The sequence below is a fragment of the Diaphorobacter caeni genome, from assembly GCF_015354245.1.
Lineage (GTDB): Bacteria > Pseudomonadota > Gammaproteobacteria > Burkholderiales > Burkholderiaceae_C > Diaphorobacter_A > Diaphorobacter_A caeni.
On record NZ_JADKYZ010000009.1, the window covers coordinates 57,078 to 76,348 of the forward strand.

The 19,271-nt window shown below is 63.1% G+C and carries 19 protein-coding genes and 1 pseudogene; 9 read left to right on the plus strand and 11 right to left on the minus strand.

What is annotated here, in order from left to right; genetic code table 11:
• Positions 1-31: 31 nt before the first annotated feature.
• Positions 32-972, minus strand: a pseudogene (locus ISG32_RS20755) (AEC family transporter).
• A 75-nt stretch (positions 973-1,047) separates the two neighbouring features.
• Complete coding sequence (locus tag ISG32_RS20760; RefSeq protein WP_194772941.1) at positions 1,048-2,001, minus strand: LysR family transcriptional regulator; 954 nt, start codon at positions 1,999-2,001, stop codon at positions 1,048-1,050.
• A gap of 143 nt (positions 2,002-2,144) precedes the next feature.
• Here ISG32_RS20760 and ISG32_RS20765 point away from each other — a divergent pair, with 143 nt between their 5' ends.
• From ISG32_RS20765 to ISG32_RS20775, 3 genes are all read left to right on the plus strand, one after another.
• Positions 2,145-3,983 carry a gamma-glutamyltransferase family protein gene (locus ISG32_RS20765; protein ID WP_194772942.1) on the plus strand — a complete coding sequence of 613 codons (1,839 nt, stop codon included), beginning with the start codon at positions 2,145-2,147 and terminating at the stop codon, positions 3,981-3,983.
• A 118-nt stretch (positions 3,984-4,101) separates the two neighbouring features.
• A complete protein-coding gene (locus tag ISG32_RS20770) occupies positions 4,102-5,037 on the plus strand; it encodes a Bug family tripartite tricarboxylate transporter substrate binding protein (protein WP_228530010.1) in 936 nt (311 codons plus the stop codon).
• Positions 5,038-5,041: 4 nt separating this feature from the next.
• Positions 5,042-5,602, plus strand: a complete 561-nt coding sequence (locus ISG32_RS20775) for a GAF domain-containing protein (protein ID WP_228529984.1) — start codon at positions 5,042-5,044, stop codon at positions 5,600-5,602.
• Positions 5,603-5,635: 33 nt separating this feature from the next.
• Here the strand turns inward: ISG32_RS20775 and ISG32_RS20780 are convergent, their stop codons facing one another.
• The 4 genes from ISG32_RS20780 to msrA all read right to left on the minus strand — a co-directional run bounded on the left by ISG32_RS20780 (position 5,636) and on the right by msrA (position 10,259).
• The gene (locus ISG32_RS20780; protein ID WP_407645085.1) at positions 5,636-6,544 is read right to left on the minus strand and encodes a hypothetical protein; all 909 of its coding nucleotides are present in this window, start codon (positions 6,542-6,544) and stop codon (positions 5,636-5,638) included.
• Between the two features lie 355 nt (positions 6,545-6,899).
• Positions 6,900-8,918, minus strand: a complete 2,019-nt coding sequence (locus ISG32_RS20785; protein WP_228530011.1) for a TonB-dependent receptor domain-containing protein — start codon at positions 8,916-8,918, stop codon at positions 6,900-6,902.
• A gap of 306 nt (positions 8,919-9,224) precedes the next feature.
• Positions 9,225-9,626, minus strand: coding sequence for a hypothetical protein (locus ISG32_RS20790; RefSeq protein WP_228529985.1), 402 nt, complete (start codon positions 9,624-9,626; stop codon positions 9,225-9,227).
• 87 nt (positions 9,627-9,713) lie between these two features.
• Positions 9,714-10,259: a peptide-methionine (S)-S-oxide reductase MsrA gene (gene msrA / locus ISG32_RS20795; protein ID WP_194772946.1), complete on the minus strand. Its 546-nt coding sequence runs from the start codon at positions 10,257-10,259 to the stop codon at positions 9,714-9,716.
• A 134-nt stretch (positions 10,260-10,393) separates the two neighbouring features.
• Here msrA and ISG32_RS20800 point away from each other — a divergent pair, with 134 nt between their 5' ends.
• The 4 genes from ISG32_RS20800 to ISG32_RS20815 all read left to right on the plus strand — a co-directional run bounded on the left by ISG32_RS20800 (position 10,394) and on the right by ISG32_RS20815 (position 13,669).
• On the plus strand, positions 10,394-11,044 hold the full coding sequence (locus ISG32_RS20800; protein WP_194772947.1) for a TetR/AcrR family transcriptional regulator: 651 nt from the start codon (positions 10,394-10,396) through the stop codon (positions 11,042-11,044).
• Between the two features lie 47 nt (positions 11,045-11,091).
• Entirely contained in the window at positions 11,092-11,802 is a 711-nt protein-coding gene (locus tag ISG32_RS20805) for a protein-L-isoaspartate O-methyltransferase family protein (RefSeq protein ID WP_194772948.1), read from the plus strand.
• Positions 11,803-11,838: 36 nt separating this feature from the next.
• A complete protein-coding gene (locus tag ISG32_RS20810; RefSeq protein ID WP_194772949.1) occupies positions 11,839-12,180 on the plus strand; it encodes a rhodanese-like domain-containing protein in 342 nt (113 codons plus the stop codon).
• 109 nt (positions 12,181-12,289) lie between these two features.
• Positions 12,290-13,669, plus strand: coding sequence for a TolC family outer membrane protein (locus tag ISG32_RS20815; RefSeq protein WP_194772950.1), 1,380 nt, complete (start codon positions 12,290-12,292; stop codon positions 13,667-13,669).
• A gap of 62 nt (positions 13,670-13,731) precedes the next feature.
• On the opposite strand, the gene rpiA is transcribed toward ISG32_RS20815, so the two are convergent.
• Positions 13,732-14,424, minus strand: coding sequence for a ribose-5-phosphate isomerase RpiA (gene rpiA, locus ISG32_RS20820; RefSeq protein ID WP_194772951.1), 693 nt, complete (start codon positions 14,422-14,424; stop codon positions 13,732-13,734).
• Positions 14,425-14,459: 35 nt separating this feature from the next.
• Between rpiA and ISG32_RS20825 the strand changes: the two genes are divergently transcribed.
• Positions 14,460-15,509 carry a quinone-dependent dihydroorotate dehydrogenase gene (locus ISG32_RS20825; protein ID WP_194772952.1) on the plus strand — a complete coding sequence of 350 codons (1,050 nt, stop codon included), beginning with the start codon at positions 14,460-14,462 and terminating at the stop codon, positions 15,507-15,509.
• 144 nt (positions 15,510-15,653) lie between these two features.
• Here the strand turns inward: ISG32_RS20825 and ISG32_RS20830 are convergent, their stop codons facing one another.
• The 4 genes from ISG32_RS20830 to ISG32_RS20845 form a co-directional block, all read right to left on the minus strand.
• Positions 15,654-16,025 (minus strand): hypothetical protein, encoded by a 372-nt coding sequence (locus ISG32_RS20830; protein ID WP_228529986.1) that lies wholly within the window; start codon positions 16,023-16,025, stop codon positions 15,654-15,656.
• A complete protein-coding gene (locus ISG32_RS20835; protein WP_194772953.1) occupies positions 16,025-16,420 on the minus strand; it encodes a phage holin family protein in 396 nt (131 codons plus the stop codon). Before ISG32_RS20835 ends, ISG32_RS20830 begins: the two co-directional genes overlap by 1 nt.
• Before the next feature lie 88 nt (positions 16,421-16,508).
• The gene (locus ISG32_RS20840; protein ID WP_194772954.1) at positions 16,509-16,817 is read right to left on the minus strand and encodes a DUF883 family protein; all 309 of its coding nucleotides are present in this window, start codon (positions 16,815-16,817) and stop codon (positions 16,509-16,511) included.
• A gap of 256 nt (positions 16,818-17,073) precedes the next feature.
• Positions 17,074-18,177: an NAD(P)/FAD-dependent oxidoreductase gene (locus tag ISG32_RS20845; protein WP_194772955.1), complete on the minus strand. Its 1,104-nt coding sequence runs from the start codon at positions 18,175-18,177 to the stop codon at positions 17,074-17,076.
• 171 nt (positions 18,178-18,348) lie between these two features.
• On the opposite strand from ISG32_RS20845, the gene ISG32_RS20850 reads away from it, so the two are divergent.
• Positions 18,349-19,266, plus strand: a complete 918-nt coding sequence (locus ISG32_RS20850; RefSeq protein WP_194772956.1) for an SDR family NAD(P)-dependent oxidoreductase — start codon at positions 18,349-18,351, stop codon at positions 19,264-19,266.
• Positions 19,267-19,271: the final 5 nt, after the last annotated feature.

Here is a 19,271-nt window from a genome sequence, read left to right on the forward strand (position 1 = left end):
GCTCATCTGCCTTGAGATCGCAACCACGCGCTCAAGGCTGGATGATGTGGGAGACCCAGATCGCAAGCGGCAGCGTGGCAAGCGCAATCAGCGTCGATGCCGCGATGCTCGCCGAAACCTCCTGCTGCATCACGCCGTAGCGCTGCGTGAAATAGAACACGTTCGCCCCCACCGGCATGGCGGCGATCACGAACATCACCGCCAGAGGCAGACCCGACACGCCGAGCAACGGCGCGATCGCGAGCACCAGCGCGGGCATGACCAGGTTCTTCACGAAAGAAATCGACAAGGCGGCGCGCAGATTGCTGTCAAAGCGGGTGTAGGCCAGCGAGATGCCTACCAGCAGCAGCGCCATCGGGCTCAGCGCGTTGCCGATCATCTGTAGCCCTTGTCGAGCCCGGCGGGCAGCTGCAGCCCGGTCTGCGCGAACACGAGGCCGATCAGAATCGGCAGCGGCACCGGGTGAATGATGCTTTTTCGCGCGGCCTGCAGGAGCGTGCGCCACAGCGGCCTTGGAGCTTGATCGCCGCGCGCCGTGGCTTCGCGGGTTTCGGCCAGCTCGAAGATCAGCGTGGCCGACGTCAACAGAATCAGCGAGTGCAGTGACACCAGCGTGAACAGCACGATCAGCGCCGAATCGCCAAAGACGAACTGGGTGATCGGCACGCCGATCATCACCGTGTTGCCGAACACGCAGGACAGTGCCTCCGCTGCTGCCCGCTTGGAAAAGCCACGCACCAGCAGCGTGCCGATGAAGAGAATCGCCACCACCGAGAAGTAGAGAACGACGGGTTTGAAATCCAGTTCCTGCAACCGCACCTGCCCCATGGTGCGGAACAGCAGCGCGGGAGTGAGCACCAGAAAAACCAGATTGCTCAAATCCTTGATGGCCGCGTCGCGAACCCATCCTATGCGAGCCACCAACCAACCAAGGGCAATGCAGAACAGGACGGGGATCAGGGAGGAAAGCATGGATTGGTAAGCCGCCAGTTGTCGCGAGCCACAGAAGAAAAAGCGATTTGAAATAGGACTGCGATCCCGTGGATTCTAGGAGCAGTCCTGCTTGAGCATGGCCTTTGATATCACGCCGGCAAGCTGTTCTGCCAATTCCGCTTTGGGAGAGCCGCGCAGCCAAGCCAGGCCTACCGGCGGCAGTATCCATTTCAGCGGCCGCGACAGCACCTGTGCGTTGCCCGTATCAGCCACCATGCGGGCGATGTCGCCGGGAAGCACCGTGATTCCACGACTCAGGCGGCGCATGACGGATGATATGGCGCGAATCGAGTATGTCTCGATGACTGGAATGGGAACCTGCTTTCCCGCCTCGGCAAAAATCGCATTGATGGCATGCCGAATCGGCGTGTTGCTGGGCGGGAAAATCCATTCCATCTCGGACAGCTCTGCGATTTCGGGCAGAGGCATATCGGCCATGCGTTGAGCGCTGTCGTTGGCGACGACAAGGTAGGCCTGCTGCCCGTACAAAGGCACCTGAACCACTTCATCCTCGATGCTTTGATGTGAAAACCTGCAGACCGCGCAATCCAGCTCCCGATTGCGCACGGACTCCATCAGATTCAGCGACGTGTCCTCATGAGCCATGAGAGTCATGCGTGGCGTCATGGAAAGAAGGTGCTCCCACATGGCGTCCAGCGCACTGGATGCCACATACGGAATATGGCCGACGCGCAAATGCCCTTGCCGTCCTTGCTGCACAGCGGCCAGCTCCTGCTGAAGCACCGTCGCATCCAACAGCGCGAGACGTGCGCGTTTCAGCACGACCTCTCCTTCCGCCGTAGGCTCCAGACCGCGTCTGGTTCGCACGAACAGAGGAAGCATGAATATGTCCTCGATGTCCGCCAATGCCTTGGTGATGGTGGGTTGACTCAGCGACATCTGCTGAGCCACACGGGTGACCGAGCGGTACTTGCCAATGGCATCAAGCAATACGTAGTGCCTCAATTTGAGGCGATTTTCGATGCGAGTGGCCAAGCGATCGAGCATGGGGGCTGCCATAGAGAACGAGCAAAAGATAAAGCATAGAAGTTTATCTATGCATCTATCATCAAATATTCAATTACATCTATTTCAAATCTCTAAAATTTGATGCTCACATAGCTTTGCGCGCCCCACAGCGCACCACTGGAATGAGCTCCTTCACCACACGTCCCGAAATTGTCGGCACCTTCGGTGTCACCGCATCCACGCACTGGCTGGCAACTCAGACGGCCATGGGCGTGCTTGAACGCGGCGGCAATGCATTCGACGCCGCCGTCGCCGGCGGCTTCGTGCTGCAGGTGGTGGAGCCGCACCTCAACGGCCCCGGCGGAGAAGTGCCCATCCTGCTCTGGGACGAAAAAGCGCGTCGAATGCAATCGATCTGCGGCCAAGGTTCAGCCCCTGCGCTCGCAAGCGCCAGCCAGTTCCGCAGCATGGGTTTCGAACAGGTCCCCGGCATCGGTCTTCTGCCCGCCACCGTGCCTGGCGCGTTCGGAGCGTGGCTCACCATGCTGCGCGACCATGGAACATGGAGTCTTGCGGAGGTGCTGGCCCCAGCCATCGGCTACGCACGCGACGGCTTCCCGTTGATTCCCCGCGCAGTGCAGGCCATCTTTGCGGTTCAGGATCTGTTTCGCGAGCACTGGACATCATCTGCCGCAGTCTGGATGCCCGGCGGCCAGCTTCCAAAGCCAGGAGCGCTTTGGCGGCTTCCGCAGCTCGCGACGACCTATGAGCGCATCATCGAGACAGCACAATCCAGCGCCACCACTCGTACCGGCGTGATCGATGCCGCCCTGCAGTGCTGGTACCGAGGCTTCGTGGCGAAGTCGATCGACCATTACTACAGCACCGAATCCGTGCGCGACACCAGCGGCGAACGGCACTCCGGGCTGCTTCGCTACGACGACATGGCCCAGTGGACACCCACGATCGATCAACCGATCACCGTGGATTGGGGGCGCTACACGTTGGCCAAATGCGGCTTCTGGAGTCAAGGTCCCGCGTTCCTGCAACAGATCGGCATGCTCAAGCACTGCCAAATCGAACAACACGCGCCACACACGGCGGGGTTCGTGCATCGGGTGACGGAGGCCACCAAACTGGCAATGGCGGACCGGATGGCCTGGTACGGTGCATCACCAAACGCATCGCCCGAGCTCCAGAAGCGTCTGTTGAGCGACGACTACCTGCGCGAGCGGAGCGCGGGCATTGGCGCTCACGCCCAAACCGAGCTGAATCCAGGTGCTCCCAACGGCATGACCGCCCGATGGCCCGATCTCGATGTCGCTCGCCGCACTCTGCTGACAGCCGATACACGTTTCGGCATCGGTGAGCCCACCTTCGCGGCGTTGCCACCGGTCGAGCAATGGCTGGAACGAGAAGTGTTCGTGGGCGACACCTGCCACATCGACGTCATCGATCGCCACGGCAACATGGTTTCCGCCACACCGTCGGGCGGCTGGCTGTCCTCCAGCCCCGTGGTGCCGGAGCTTGGATTCTCCATCAACACCCGTCTGCAAATGACCTGGCTGGACGAGGGACTGCCCAACACCGTGACCCCGGGCGTGCCGCCTTGCACGACCCTGTCTCCGTCTCTGGCCTTGCGCGATGGCGAGCCCTACATGGCATTCGGCACGCCCGGCGGAGATCAGCAGGATCAGTGGTCGCCGGCCTTTTTCCTGCGCCACGCCGTGCATGGCATGAACCTGCAGGAAGCCATCGATGCGCCGGCATGGCATGTGGATCATTTCCCCGCATCCTTCTGGCCCCGCAAGACGACGCTCAATCAGATCACGCTCGAATCCCGCTTCGCGCCTGAAGTCGTGGACGAACTTCGCGCTGCCGGCCACACCGTCAAGGTGGGCGAGCCTTGGTCGGAAAGCCGCATGTCCGCTTGCACGCAGGAACGCGATGCACAAGGTCGACTCGTTCTGCGTGCTGCGGCGAATCCCCGCGGCATGCAAGGCTACGCCACGGGCCGATAAGCCCAGACGCTCTCACCCTTCCCCCCTCTTCCCATTGCCTTTCCCTTTTTGGAGCCACGTCATGACTTCACAAAATCGCCGCACACTCAGCCTCGCAGCCCTCGGCGCCCTCTTCGGGATGGGTACGCTTGCAAGCCTTGCCGTGCATGCGCAACAGGCCTATCCCAACAAGCCCATCACGCTGATCGTGCCTTGGGCTGCGGGAGGCTCCACGGACATCCTCGCTCGCGCGCTCGCCGAGCAGCTCACCAAGTCACTCGGACAGCCCGTCATCGTGGACAACCGTGCGGGAGCCTCGGGCAACATTGGCTCCAACGTCGTCGCCAAGGCCAAGCCCGACGGCTACACCTTGCTCGTGGGTTCGATGAGCACCCATGCGATGAACCCCGCGCTCATGCCAAGCATGCCTTTCAAGGGCGTGGAAGATTTCACGCCGATTGCCCAGATGGCCAATGTCGTGAACACCATGGTCGTTCACCCATCGGTGCCTGTCAGCAACGTCAAGGAATTCATCGCCTACGCCAAGGCCAACCCGGGCAAACTCAATTACGCCAGCGCCGGCAGCGGCTCCACCAACCATCTGAGTGCAGTGCTCTTCGAAAAGGCCGCCGGCATCGAGATGCTTCACGTGCCCTACAAGGGTGGCGCGCCTGCAGTGCTCGACACCGTGAGCAATCAGACCCAGGTGCTTTTCTCAGCGGGAACTCAGACGCTTCCTCATGTGAAAACCGGAAAACTCAAGCTTCTGGGCGTGACCGAAGCCAAACGTTCCGTCCTGATGCCCGATGTGCCTACCGTGGCGGAAACAGTGCCCGGCTACGAGCTCGGCGTTTGGTATGGACTGTTCGGCCCCGCAGGCATGCCCAAGCCACTTGTGGATCGCCTGAACGACGCCACCAACAAGGCGCTGGCCGATCCAGACATCCGCACCCGCATGGACGGCATCGGCGTGGAAATCGTCAAGGCGACGCCAGCGCAATTCAGCAAGGTGCTGCGTGATGATGCGGCGCGTTACGGCAAGATCATCCGCGAATTGGGCATCACGAATGATTGAGACAATGATGGAAGCATCTGCCGATTCGGAGCTTCGGCTTCCATTGTCAGTCTGCACAGCGTTGTTCGATGAGCTGCCTCGTGCAGCGAATCCCGACGCGGCGCTGAGCCTTATCGAACACTCGCGCCAGCGCGTGCTCGGTGATGGACTCCTCACCGTGAACCTCAATCTGGGAGCCGAGGCAGCGGCTTCGGCCACGGATGAGTGGAGCATTGTTCTGCGGCGGCTTTGGACCTCCAACCCGGACGCTTACCCTGTCTCCGGATACAAGCAAAAGAGTCTGACGCCGTGGACTCAGCGCTTGCTGCTGGATGCACAAGTCTTCATCGGCGAAGGACGTGAAGCGCTTCAAAGCGCGTTCAACGACCACGCACAGATTGCCGAGCTTGGTTTGAACTCGGTGGTCAACGTGCCACTCATCAACGCCGAAGGCAACTGCTTTGCCACCTTCAATGTGCTGGGTCCGCAGACAAGCTGGCGCCCGCAGGACCTGTGGTTCATCAAACTGCTGGCTTCGTTGTCCATGCCGTTTGTTCAAACGGCCAGGAACCGCGAGACGGTCTGATCGACGTCTCCAATTCGAAAGACGGTCGCGTGCTCAGCCGATGTGCGCCTGCCCACCATCAAAAGGACTAGGCCCGGAGAAATGGCCGCTGCGCAGCCCCTCGGGCAGTCGCTGCGCCCATACCTGCGCGCACACGTCCCACGACTGCTCCTGCACGTTGAGTCCGGCGAACACGCCATAGCCGTCGCCCGCGCGGATGTCCTCGCCTGAAGAGAGACTCTCGCCGGCCTTGATGGCGCCCTCCACGTGGATGAACTGCCCGGCGCGGATGCCCCAGCCGGCCTCGATGTGGGTCGCTGCGGCGATGCTCGCTCCCACCTGGATGCCCTGCCCCGCGCGCACCGCGTCGGCTGCCTGCAGATGACCACCGACCCGCAGACTCTTGTCGCACTGTACGCTGCATCCCGCGAGCAGATCCTGGCCGATCACGGCGCAGCCGCGCACCTCGATGCTGTCCTTGACGCTGAGATCCCAGGCCGCGCGCAGGTCGCCCCCGCAGGTCAGCGTTTTTTCCACGTCGATGCCCCAATCCGCCCGCAGATTGCCTCCGCAGCTCAGGTGCTCTGCGCAGACGATGCTGCCGCCCGCACGGATGTCCTCGCCTGCGGTGATCGAGCCACCGCTGCGAATGCCGCCGCCCGCTTGGATCGAGCGACCGGCATAGAGAATGCCGCCCACGTCGATGCCCGAACGCACTTCGATGGTGCCCGCGAAGATCACCGCGTCGGCTTCGAGGCTGTCCAGCTTGAGCACGTCGTTCGTGGGGCCGAAGGCCTTGATCAGCCATAGCGCGTCTTCGATGCGCCCCGCGTCGACCAGCGTATCGAGCGCTTTCTGGTAGCCCACGCCGTCTTCGATGTTGCGGACGAACCAGCGGAATCCCATCGCGCACGGGTTCTTGGCGCGAAGAAACTGCTTGGTGAACTCCATTGTGTGATCCATGCCGTCACTCCTTGAGGAAATCGTGCGGTAGGACTTGGAGCGTGGCAACGCCTACGCAAGTTACACACCGCGATGCAGAGCGTTGGAGCCCGGCGATGGATGAGGTTCTGCGTGGTGAAGAATGAAGGGGAGTTGCCTATCGCCGGGCGGAAGAATGTGCGACGGGCTGGTATGGCCAGATCTCGCGTGCGACGGCAAACGCGCGCACGACAGAACCTCCGCAGGCACCGGACGGCTGAATCAGCAGGCAGCGTGTAGAGGCGAGATGGCAGGCCATGGGTGTGGATCGTACCAGCGAGCGCTTGTCGCACGAAAGCGCACGGGTTTTCCGTGCGCTCGTGCGCCATGGCTCAGGTCAGAAGGACACGCGCATTCCCAGCACGACGTTGCGCCCCATCAGCGGTGCGGCGTCCTTGATGAATGAAGTGGCCGAATAGGCCAGCCGGTTCGTCAGGTTGCGTGCCTTGAGGTAGACCTGCCATTCGTGCGCCGTGCCGCGCCCGCCGTTGTAGGCCAGTCCCAGATTGAGCATGCCGTAGCCCGCCGTCTGCGATTCGAATTCGGCCACGCGCTTCTGCCGGGCAACCTGCACCCATTCGATGTTGCCGTCCCATTCTCTCCAGCGGGAATCGAGCCGCACGCCGAGCCGTGCCGGGGCCATGCGCGGCAGATGGCTGCCGTCGTTCAACTTGGCGCGCACCACGTCGCCGAAAACCGTCAGGCCCACGGCCTTGTGCAGTTGCTGGCGCAGCTTGGCCTCCACGCCGGTGAACGTCGCGTCGCGCTGGCTGTACTGCAGCAATTGGACGCCATCCTGCGCATCGAGCGTCTGGCCGTAGATGTAGCCTTTGATCCGGTTGCGGTAGGCGGTCACGTCGAAGGTCGTCGGACCACTGCTCTTCCTGAGCGATAAGTCGAAGTTGTTCGAGACTTCGTTGCGCAGATCCGCGCTGCCGATCTCGTACGTGGCGGTCGCCATGTGCAGGCCGCGTGCGTAGAGCTCCTCGGCGGTCGGGGCGCGGCTGGCGCGGCTGTAGGTCAGGCCTGCGGCATAGCCGGGCTGGAAGCGCCATACCGCCCCCAATGACAGCGACGTGCCGCTGTGGCCGCGCTCGATCCGGCTGTCCTCGGCCTCCGCAGTCTGGCGGTCGTGGCGCAGCGCGGCCTCGAATCGCCAGTCGTCGATGCGGTATTCCTCGAGCAGGAACAGCCCGGTCTTGCGCGTGACGGTCGGCTGCACATAGGCCTCCTCGCCGACCGCGCTGAACTTGCGCTGCGAGGTCTGCACGCCCAATACGCCCTTCCAGCCCGCGATGGGTTGGTGCTCAGCCTCAACGCGCAGGTCGTAGGCCTTGTTCTTGAACGTCGTTCCGACAATGCCGCCCTCAATTTCGTCATGGCGGTAATCGGTCAGTCCGCCGCGCATGCGGATCACGCTGAAGCCCGAGAACGGATTGCGCAGCTCTCCGCGCACGTCGAGGCGATTGCTTCGCATGTCGACCACCGGCACGTCGCCCGTGGCGTGTTCTTCGTGATCATGGTCGTGGTCGCTGTGATCTTCATGACCGCCGTGCGAGCCACAGTGCAGGTGGTCGCCATGCGGGTGGCAGCCTTCGATGTCGTGGTTGTGGCCAGGCAGGCCGTACTTGGCGTTCTGCTGGGTGACGGCAAAACCCAGATAGCCCTGCGATCCGATCCACGACAGGCCGAGGCTGCCGCCGCTCGTGCGGTTGAAGCTGCCCGGCACGTTCGCGCCGCCGCTCCAGCCACGGCCGACGTCGTAGTCGCCCGCGTTGCGCCCCGAGAGTTCCACATGCGCGGCGATGTTGCCCGCGCCGCCGGTCAGCGATACGGCTCCCGCCTTTTCGTTGGCAGCCGAACCGTAGCGGACCTCGGCGCTGCCCTCATATCCCTTCTCGGGAATCGCCGTGGGAATCTTGTTGTCGAGCACGTTGACCACGCCGCCCACCGCGCCAGCACCGTAGATCAACGCCGACGGGCCGCGCAGCACCTCGATCTGCGTGGCAAGCAAGGGCTCGGACGCGACTGCGTGATCGGGGCTCACGGTCGAGGCATCCTGGATTTCGGAGCCATCGGAGAGCAGCTTCACGCGCGGGCCATCCATGCCGCGAATCACCGGCCGGCTTGCGCCCGCGCCGAAATGACTGCTGGTGATGCCCGGCTCGCCTTCCAGCGTTTCGCCGAGCGTCGCGGCGCGACTGCGCACCAGCGCATCACCCTCGATCACGCTGACGGGGGTGGTCATGTCGGACACCCCGAGCGCCAGACCGCTCGACGAGACGACAACCTCGGGCAGTGCCGGCGCGGCATCGCGCTGCTGCGCCTGGACGACGCCCGCGCCGCCCGCGAACATCAGAAATATGGAAACGGACAGCGGACGCAGTCCATGGACGGACGAGACATCCGCCTTGCGAGAAATGGAAATGTGCTTCATTGCTTGAAGAAGAAAACGGGTCGCGCCAACGCACGCGCACCGGCGCTGTGCCGTGCATGCGGACGCGATGAATCGATGGCGCTGTGCGACGGCGAGCGCCACCGCGACAACGGGAAATTCAATCGGGAGAGTCGGCCGTGGTCAGCGAACAGGCCTCATCGTTGAGCGCGCGGGAATGCTGCGCAGTCAGAGCGAAGAAGCAAAGAAGCGAAACGTTCGATGAATTCAGGCCAACAGCAATGAAGAAGGCGGTCCGCGCGCGTGAAATGGCGCGGCGTGCTGGCCAGGAGGCGGTGCCGAGATATCCGCCACGGGCGGCGCTGCGGGCAACGGCTGCGCGAGCGGCAGGGCCTGCGCCATGAGCGCGTGGCCGAGCGCGATCTGGTCCAGCAGTACGCACTCGGCCTTGGTGTGCGCTCCGAACAGGCCGTGCACGCCATCCTGCGCTGGCTGGACGCTGGCGCTTTCGACCGTCGCCGCATCGCCCGCCTGCGCGAGCTGCGCCACGGCCTGGATCGCCAGGGGCGCAGGCACGCCCGATCCATGCACGACTTTGTGAACCAGTCCGAGCGCAGGCGAAAGCACCAGTGCCAGCATCAGCCAGCACATGCCCAGTCGTCGTCGCAATGAAAGTGGGGAGTTCATCAAGGTGCAGGTGCGGCGTCACCCGGAGGGGGTGTCATGCGCCGCGAACCCTGAAGCATAGCCCGTAAATCAGGCTCCGGGCTTCAGGTGCCGCGAAAAGGTCTTGCGGAATTTGTCGACCTTGGGGCCGACGACGAACGCGCAATAGCCCTGGTTCGGATGCTGCAGAAAGTAATCCTGATGGTAGTCCTCCGCCCGCCAGTAGCACTGGAGCGGCTCGACCTCGGTGACGACGGGCGCGCCGAACAGCTTGTCCTGTCCGATCTCACGCAGCAGTTCGTCGATCACCTGCTTTTGTTCGTCGTTCGTGTAGTAGATCGCGCTGCGGTACTGCGTGCCCACATCGTTGCCCTGACGGTTGAGCGTCGTCGGGTCGTGGGTCGCGAAGAAGATCTCCAGAATCTGGCGCAGGCTGATCACGGACGGGTCGTAGCGCAGCTTGACCACCTCGGCATGCCCCGTGTTGCCGTCACAGATCTGCGCGTAGGTGGGGTGATCCACATGGCCATTCGCGTAGCCGCTTTCCACGTCGGTCACGCCATTCACGCGGTCGAAAACGGCCTCCGTGCACCAGAAACATCCACCACCCAGAATGATGTCTTGCTCGTTGATCATGGTCGTGATTCCTTCATGGTGTGTGTTGCTGAACGAATTATGGAGGGCAACCATTTGACGTCGGAAAGTGAGGTTGTTATATTACTAACCAGTCAGTCATTAACTCATTCCGCGCGTCGTTGATCCCCGATCCCATGTCCCAAACCACCGAAAGCACCACCACCAAACGCGGCCGCCGCAAGGAAGCCCGCCCCGGTGAACTGCTGGAGGCCGCGCTCGACCTGTTCGTCGAAAAGGGCTATGCCGCCACCAAGGTGGACGAAGTCGCGGCACGCGCGGGGGTGTCCAAGGGCACGCTGTTTCTCTATTTCCCCAGCAAGGAAGAGCTGTTCAAGGCCGTGGTGCGCGAGAACATCTCGGGGCGTTTCGCCGAGTGGGAGGCCGAGCTGACCACCTTCAAGGGCACCTGCGGCGAAATGATTGAATACGCCTTCAACGCCTGGTGGGAGCGCATCGGCTCGACCAAGGCCAGCGGCCTCGGCAAGCTGATGATGTCGGAGGTGAACAACTTTCCCGAGATCGCCCTCTTCTACCGCAATGAAGTGGTGCTGCCCGCGCAGGGCCTGATCCGCAAGATGCTGCAACTCGGCATGGATTCGGGCGAGTTCCGCCGGCTGGATCTCGACTATGCGATCTACCTGTTCGAAGCGCCGTTGATGCAGCTCGATCTGATGCTTTCGTCCCGCTCGATGTGCATCGTCAATTCCGACAAATTCGACCCGGTGAAGTACCTGCAGATGCATGCAGAAAACCTGTTGCTGGGTTTGCGCCCGCGAGCGGCCTAGAATCAGAGGTTTGTCTGATCCAGAAGTCCGCAATTCGGAGTACCCCCATGAACATGCCCTTGAACACGTCCGCCGACACCACCAACCTCTTGGAGCAGGCTCGCTACAACATGATCGAGCAGCAGGTCCGCCCGTGGCGCGTGCTGGCCGAGGACGTGCTCGACCTGATGATGGAAGTGCGTCGCGAGGAATTCACGCCCATCGCGTACCGCTCCATGGCATTCATGGACATCGAGGTTCCGCTGAACGCGTCGGTTGAAGAAGCCGAGCGCACTGGTCAAGTGATGCTGCCTCCACGCGTCGAGGCCCGCATGCTGCAGGACGCTGCGGTCAAGTCCACGGACCGCGTGCTCGAGATCGGCACCGGCTCCGGCTACATGGCTGCCCTGCTGGGCCGCAGCGCCTCGCAGGTGCTGTCACTTGAGATCAATGCCGATCTGGTCGAGTTCGCCAAGGAAAACCTGCGCTCGGCCGGCATCACTAACGTTGATGTCCGTATGGCGGACGGCTCGCGCGACCTGAGCGCGGACGGCCCATTCGACGTGATCATGCTCAGCGGCTCCATCGCCGAAGTGCCCAAGAGCCTGCTGGCGCTGCTCACCGAAGGCGGTCGTCTGGTGGCCGTCGTCGGCCAGGAACCCATGATGCGCACCACCGTCGTCACCCGCAAGGGCAGCAGCTTCGAAGTCAAGGAGCCATGGGACATCGTCGTGCCGCGCCTGTTGAACTTCACAGAACCCTCGGCGTTCAAGTTCTGAGACTGAAACGCCCGTCATCCTTCCAGGAAACTTCGCATGATTGCCCACATTCGCCCCAACCAACTCGCCGACTGGATCGCCACGGCACCCGAGGGTGCCCGTCCGCTCGTGCTGGACGTGCGCGAAGCGTGGGAGCTGCAGACCGCGAGCATCACGCCCGCAGACTTTGAACTCGTCACGATCCCGATGGGCGAAATCCCCGCCCGCCTCGCCGAACTCGACCCAGCGCGCCCCGTGGCATGCCTGTGTCACCACGGCATGCGCAGCCTGCGCGTGGCGGGCTTTCTCGATCATCAGGGTTTTGAGCATGTCGCCAACATCACCGGAGGCATCGACGCCTGGTCCGCCGAAGTGGCCCCGTCGGTTCCCCGGTATTGATCGAGTCGCCCGCTTCAGAGTCAAAAGCAGTTCATTCATCCGCCCGCGAACGCGCACCCCGTGCGCGGCGTCGAGCGAATTCGTCATGCCGATTTGCTGGAAGGACACCATGCCCTTTTTGCCCGCCTTGCCATTCCCGTTGCGCAAGCTTGCGCTGAGCCTGCCCCTCGTGCTCGCCGCCAGCGCCCTCACCGCGCAGACGGCTCAAGCGCAAAGTCTTTTTGAACTGGTGGAAGAAGCTCGCGGCTACGACGCCCCCTGGCAGTCCGCCAAGGCACAGTACGACGCGACGGTGAGCCGTGGCGAACAGGCGCGCGCAGGTCTGCTGCCGAGCGTTGCGGCCCAGGCCGGGGTCAGCACCGCGCACACGCAGTACCGCGTCAAGACGCCCACGATGACGGCACAGAATTTCGATCTGCATGGTCCGTCGCAGCAGGCCGCCATCGTCGCCAGCCAGCCGCTGTTCCGTCCTGCCAACCGCATCGCATTCCAGCAAGGTCAGCGCGGCATCGAAATCGCCCAGGCGCAGCTGGACGCGGCCGATCAGGACCTTCTGATCCGCGTGAGCCAGGCTTACTTCGACGTGCTGGCGGCGCAGGACACGCTCAACGTCGTGCAGGCGCAGAAAAAGGCGATTTCCGAGCAGCTCGCGTCGGCCAAGAGCAACTTCGAGCTCGGCAACGCGACGATCACCGACTCGCGCGAGGCGCAGGCGCGCCACGACCTGGCCAGCGCGCAGGAGATCGCCGCGGCCAATGATTTGCAGGTCAAGAAGCTCGCCCTCGACCAGACCGTCGGTCGCGTGGGCATTGCGCCGCAGCCGCTCGCGCAACCGGTCGCCCTTCCCGCCGTCGAACCCGCAGACATCAACCAGTGGGTGGACACGGCAGAGTCCACGCAGCCCTTGGTTCGACAGGCGCAGATCGCGCTGGATGTCGCGCGTCTTGAAACGAAAAAGGCCGAAACAGGCCATCTGCCCACGGTCGATCTGCAGGCCAGCTACGGCATTCAGCGCAACCCCAACGGCATGACTTCCCAGCCTTTCGTGCACTCACGCGCCACCAGCGCGAGCGTTGGCGTGGCGCTCAACTTGCCGTTGTTCGCGGGCTTTGCAGTGCAGAACCGGGTGAAGGAAACCCTGTCGCTCGAAGAAAAGGCGCAGGCCGATCTTGACAACGCCCGCCGCAACGTCGCCCAGGCTTCGCGATCCGCCTATCTGGGCGTGCAGTCCGGAATGGGTCAGGTCAAGGCGCTGGAAGCCGCCGTGGCATCCAGCCAGAGTGCGCTCGATGCCAACCGGCTCGGCTATCAGGTCGGCGTGCGGGTGAACATCGACATCCTCAACGCCCAAAGCCAGCTCTACCAGACCCAGCGCGACCTCGCCAAGGCGCGCTATGACGTCCTCATGGGCCAGCTCAAGCTGCGCCAGGCCGCAGGCATCCTGGGCGACGAGGACATCGCCAAGGTCGATGGTCTGTTGATGAAGTGACTGGAGAAGTAACTGGTGAAGTGAGCGAGGCGCTCCTCACGAGCGCCTCCTCTTCCGCCGAATCAGAAATTCATCGTGCGCACGCCGGACGACGTGCCCAGCAGGCAGACACCCGCCTTCTGATGCGCGAACACGCCGACGGTGACCACGCCGGGCCACTGGTTCACGGTGCTCTCGAATGCCAGCGGATCGCTGATCTTCAGGCCGCGCACGTCGATGATGTGCTGGCCGTTGTCGGTCACGAGCGGCTTGCCGTCCTTCTGGCGGATGCTGGCCGTGCCGCCCAGTGCTTCAAAACGGCGCAGGATCTGCGCGGCCGCCATCGGAATCACCTCGACGGGCAACGGGAATTCGCCAAGTGTGTCGACCAGCTTGGACTCGTCGGCGATGCAGACGAACTGCTTGGCGAGCGCTGCGACGATCTTCTCGCGCGTGAGAGCAGCACCGCCGCCCTTGACCATGTAGCCCTTGCCGTCGATCTCGTCGGCGCCATCGATGTAGACGGACAGCGCGTCCACTTCATTGGCGTCGAACACCTGGATGCCCAGGGCCTGCAGGCGCTCGGTGCTCGCGACCGAGCTGGAGACCGCGCCGCGGATCTGGTCTTTCATGGTGGCCAGCGCGTCGATGAACTTGTTGACCGTCGAGCCTGTGCCCACGCCCACGATTTCGCCAGGCACGACGTATTGCAGTGCGGCCTGACCGACCAAAGTCTTGAGTTGATCCTGAGAAAGTGAGTTGGTTGTTGTCGTCATGGGCGAAAATCCGTGTTGAACCTCGAATTATCCCAATGTCTTTACTACCCTACGCTTTCGCTCGCCCAATTCTCTTCAACATGGACCCGGAAAAGGCCCATGAACTCACGATGGACATGCTCGCCAAGGGCCAGCGCACGCCGTTGTCGTGGGCATGGTGCAACCAGATGGTGAGCGATCCCATTGAGCTCGCAGGGTTGAAGTTCCCCAACCGCGTGGGCATGGCCGCCGGTCTGGACAAGAACGCCCGCGTGATCGACGGACTTGCCGCGATGGGCTTCGGCTTTGTCGAAGTCGGCACCGTGACGCCCAAGGGCCAGCCCGGCAACCCCAAGCCGCGCATGTTCCGTCTGCCGCAGGCCAACGCGCTGATCAACCGCCTGGGCTTCAACAACGAAGGTCTGGACGCGTTCATCGCCAACGTGAAGAAATCCCAGACCCGCGCCCAGGGCAAGCCCATGCTGCTCGGTCTGAACATCGGCAAGAACGCCGCCACGCCCATCGAGAACGCCACCAGCGACTATCTGATCTGCCTCGAAGGCGTGTATCCGCATGCCGACTACGTGACCGTCAACATCAGCTCGCCCAACACCAAGAATCTGCGTGAACTGCAGAGCGACGAGGCGCTGGACGCCCTGCTCTCGGCGATTGCCGAGCGCCGCGAAAAGCTCGCGACCCAGCACGGCCGCCGAGTGCCGATCTTCGTGAAGATCGCGCCCGATCTGGACGAGGACCAGGTCCGCCTGATCGCCGCGACGCTCCAGCGCCAAGGCATGGACGGCGTGATCGCGACCAACACCACGATCAGCCGCGAAGCCGTCAAGGGCATGCAGCACAGCGAGGAGACCGGTGGCTTGAGCGGTGCGCCGGTGCTTGAAGCGAGCAACCGCGTGATCTCGCAACTGCGCGCGCAACTGGGCAGCGGCTATCCGATCATTGGCGTCGGCGGCATCCTGAGTCCCCAGGACGCCGTGAGCAAGATTCGCGCGGGGGCTGATGTGGTGCAGATCTACACCGGTCTGATTTACAAGGGCCCCGAACTCGTTGGCCAGGCTGCTCAGGCCATCAAGGCGATGAAGCGCTGATTTGCGGCTTCTGCGCCTGACCAAGAGCCTGTCGGGAATGGAGCGCCCTGCTCGCTTCTTGGCCCGCTGCTCTGAACTCAACAGCCCGCATTCACAAAAAGGCCCATCGATATTTCGATGGGCTTTTGATGTTTGCCGATGGCGCTATTTGCCGCTGCGCATCTTCATGACGATGGGCAGAACGATGCCGCCTATGCGCATCAGCTTGGCGGGCCCGGCGATCAATGCCGCGCCGACAGCCACGGCCACTGCGATGGGGTGCAGTTTCGCGAATGCCAGCAAACGCATCGGCAGAGGAGCTTCAGCGTCCACGCGGTCGGCGTTGTCGGCTTTCAAGGCCCGCGCCTGTTGCATGGCCAGTTGACGGGCGTGGATGCGGTCGCGCTGGGCGTCAATGCGTTTGAGCACCGCGAGTTGTTCGGGGGATGCGAGCGAAGCGTTGATCTCGCGCTCGACGGCCGAGGTGGCAGAACGCACGGCCTTGGAGGTGGGAGTGGTGTTTTGGGTGTTGCTCATCACAGGCGATCCTTGACTTGCTGCCAATCTTGCGCGAGCACACGCTTGGTCAATGCGAAGGCGTTGCCCGCGCGCTTGGCGATCGTCACCAGCGAGATGAGCACGATCACCCACAGCAGCATCCAGCCACCAGCCAGCAGCCAGCCCACGGTGGCGCGGCTGGGCGTGTCCCAGTAGTTCACCAGAATCGCCAGCGACAGCATGATCAGAGCGATCACCGTGAGGCCACCGGCGATGATGCCCAGCACGGCGAGCATCACGAGTCTGCGCTTCTGGTCGGCCCACTCCATGCCGGCCAGCTCGATACGGTCCTCGACCGCGATGGCGCCCTCGATCACGTTGGCTCGCCAACGCGCGGCGAGTCCCTCCAATCCGAGCAGTGCAATCAGATTCATGCGCGCGCTTGCCTCTCTGGTTGTTATGGAATCTGCAAAAGCGCGGCCTGCGTGCCGCACTCCTGCAGTGAATCAACGGCTCGAACGATCAGCGGCGGGCGAGCAGAAAGCCCACCAGAGCGCCCACTGCCAGCGCGGCGCTGGCGACGCGCCATGGCTCGTCGTGCGCGTAGTTGTTGGCCACGCGAGCCGCTTCCTTGGCCTGGTAGGCCGCTTCCTGCGCGGCGCGCACGGCGGAATCGCGCACGGTGTACATGCTGTCGTCCAGACGCTTGCGCAGCTGGCGGATTTCAGGAACGCTGTCCAGATCCTTGCTGGCGAGCAGACCGCGCAGGTCACCCACGAGTTGCTCCAGATCTTGTTGTGCGCTGGCGATTTTTTCCGATGCGATACTCATATTCAAAGCCTCTTCCTGATGGTTAACAGTTGGAACAAAGATAAACGCAAGCCATGTCCGACCTTGTAGGTCCAGACCACATCTTAGCCTCTACAAGCCCTTTGATGCTACCAATTCCAAAGCACGCTGCGGGGCGAGTGCGCGGCTGGCCGGAATGTGCAAGAGCCTGTTGACGATCTCAGCGCGAGGATTGGCGACGCAGCAGAACGTCCTGAGGCCGCGCCTGCAAGACCGCGTGGAGGTCGTCGGGAAGCTCTCAAGCTTTCAAAAGCTGCGCCACGTGCTCGCCGATGGCCAAAGAGCTGGTCAGTCCCGGCGACTCGATGCCGAAGAGATTCACCAACCCGGCGATGCCATGCACCTGCGGGCCCTGGATCACGAAATCGGCCGCCGCGTCCTCGGGGCCGCTGATCTTGGGTCGTATGCCCGCATAGCCTGCCGACAGGGAACCGTCCGGCAGGTCCGGCCAGTATTTGCGCACCTCGCCATAGAAGGCCTCGCCGCGTGCGGGATCCACCACCAGATCGCCCGGCCCGTCCACCCACTGCACATCGGGGCCGAACTTGGCCTGCCCGCCGAGGTCGAGCGTCAGATGAACGCCGAGCCCCGCCGCTTCCGGTACCGGGTAGATCAGATGCGTGAACGGCGCCTTGCCGCCCAGCGTGAAATAGTTGCCTTTGGCGTAGAAGGCCTTCGGCACATGCTCGGGCGCAAGTCCCACAAATCGGCGCGCGAGGTCCGGTGCATGCAGACCTGCGGCATTGACCACCGTGTTCGCCAGCAGCTCCGTGCCATCGACCGCTCGCACCAGAATGCCATCAGGTCGGCATTCGGCACCGGAAACGGGCGACTGCAAAGCGAGCGCGCCGCCATGGTTTTCGACGTCGCCCAGCAGCGAGAGCATGAGGCCGTGGCTGTCCACGATGCCGGTGCTCGGCGAAAGCAAGGCGGCCACGCAGTGCAGCGAGGGCTCGAGCGCGCGCGCCTCGTCGGCGGAGAGCCATTGCATGTCGTGCACGCCGTTGGCGGCAGCGTGCCGGGCGATGCTGTCGAGCTTGGCTCGCTGCTGCTCCGAAGTCGCCACGATCAGTTTGCCGCAGCGGCGGTGGGCGATTCCGCGCTCGCCGCAATACGCGTAGAGCATGTCCTTGCCGCGCACGCACAGCCGCGCCTTGAGCGAGCCCTGCGCATAGTAGATGCCCGCGTGGATCACCTCGCTGTTGCGTGACGAGGTCTCCGTGCCAATCGCGTTCGCGGCCTCAAGCACCAGCACTTCGCGCCCCTGCAGGGCCAGCGCCCGGGCCACAGCAAGACCGACGACGCCCGCCCCTATCACCACGCAATCAACGCTTTCAGCCACAGCTTGCCTTTCAGTCCGAATTTTCCGCATTTTCACCCGAAAACGTCGCCTCAACACCTGATCTGCTTTCAGCTGGAAAAACCCCGGCCTTCTGATTCTCGAATGGCTGTGCTCGGGCTTTGGGGGCATGCTTGGACTCCACTTTTCACAGGCATCCAAGGAAGACAAGCAATGGCACAGAAAATGATGGAAGGCAAAATCGTCGTGGTCACCGGGTCGGGAGGCGGCATCGGACGCGACATGGCGCTGGCGCTCGCGGCCGAGGGCGCCAAAGTCGTGGTCAACGACATCGGCACCTCGACGAATGGCGAGGGAACGGACGACGGACCGGCCCACAAGGTGGTTGCCGAAATCAAGGCCGCCGGAGGAGAGGCGGTAGCCAACACCGACAGCGTCTCCGAATCGGCCAGCGCCGCGCGCATCGTCGAATGCGCGGTCGACAGCTTTGGAAAAATCGACGGCGTGGTCAACAACGCGGGCATTCTGCGCGACCGCTTCTTCCACAAGATGAGCCTCGATGAATGGGATGCGGTGATCAAGGTTCACCTCTACGGCAGCTACTACATGAGCCGCGCCGCCGCCACGCATTTCAAGGAACAGGAAAGTGGCGCCTTCGTGCACATGACGTCGACCTCGGGCCTCATCGGCAATTTCGGCCAGGCCAACTACAGCGCGGCCAAGCTCGCCCTCACCGCGCTCTCCAAGAGCATCGCGCTCGACATGCAGAAGTTCAACGTGCGCTCCAACTGCATCGCTCCCTTCGCCTGGAGCCGCATGATCGGCTCGATCCCCACCGACACGCCCGAGCAGCAGGCGCGCGTCGCCAAGATCCAGCAGATGACGCCCAACAAGATCGCGCCGCTGGCGGTCTATCTGCTGTCCGACGCGGCCAAGGACGTGAACGCGCAGGTCTTCGCCGTGCGCAACAACGAGATCTTCCTCATGAGCCAGCCGCGCCCGGTGCGCGGCATCCACCGCAGCGAGGGCTGGACGCCGCAAAGCATCGCCGAGCACGGAATGCCGGCCCTGCAATCCTCTTTCTTCGAGCTGGAACGCTCTGGAGATGTGTTCAGTTGGGATCCGATCTGAAGGAG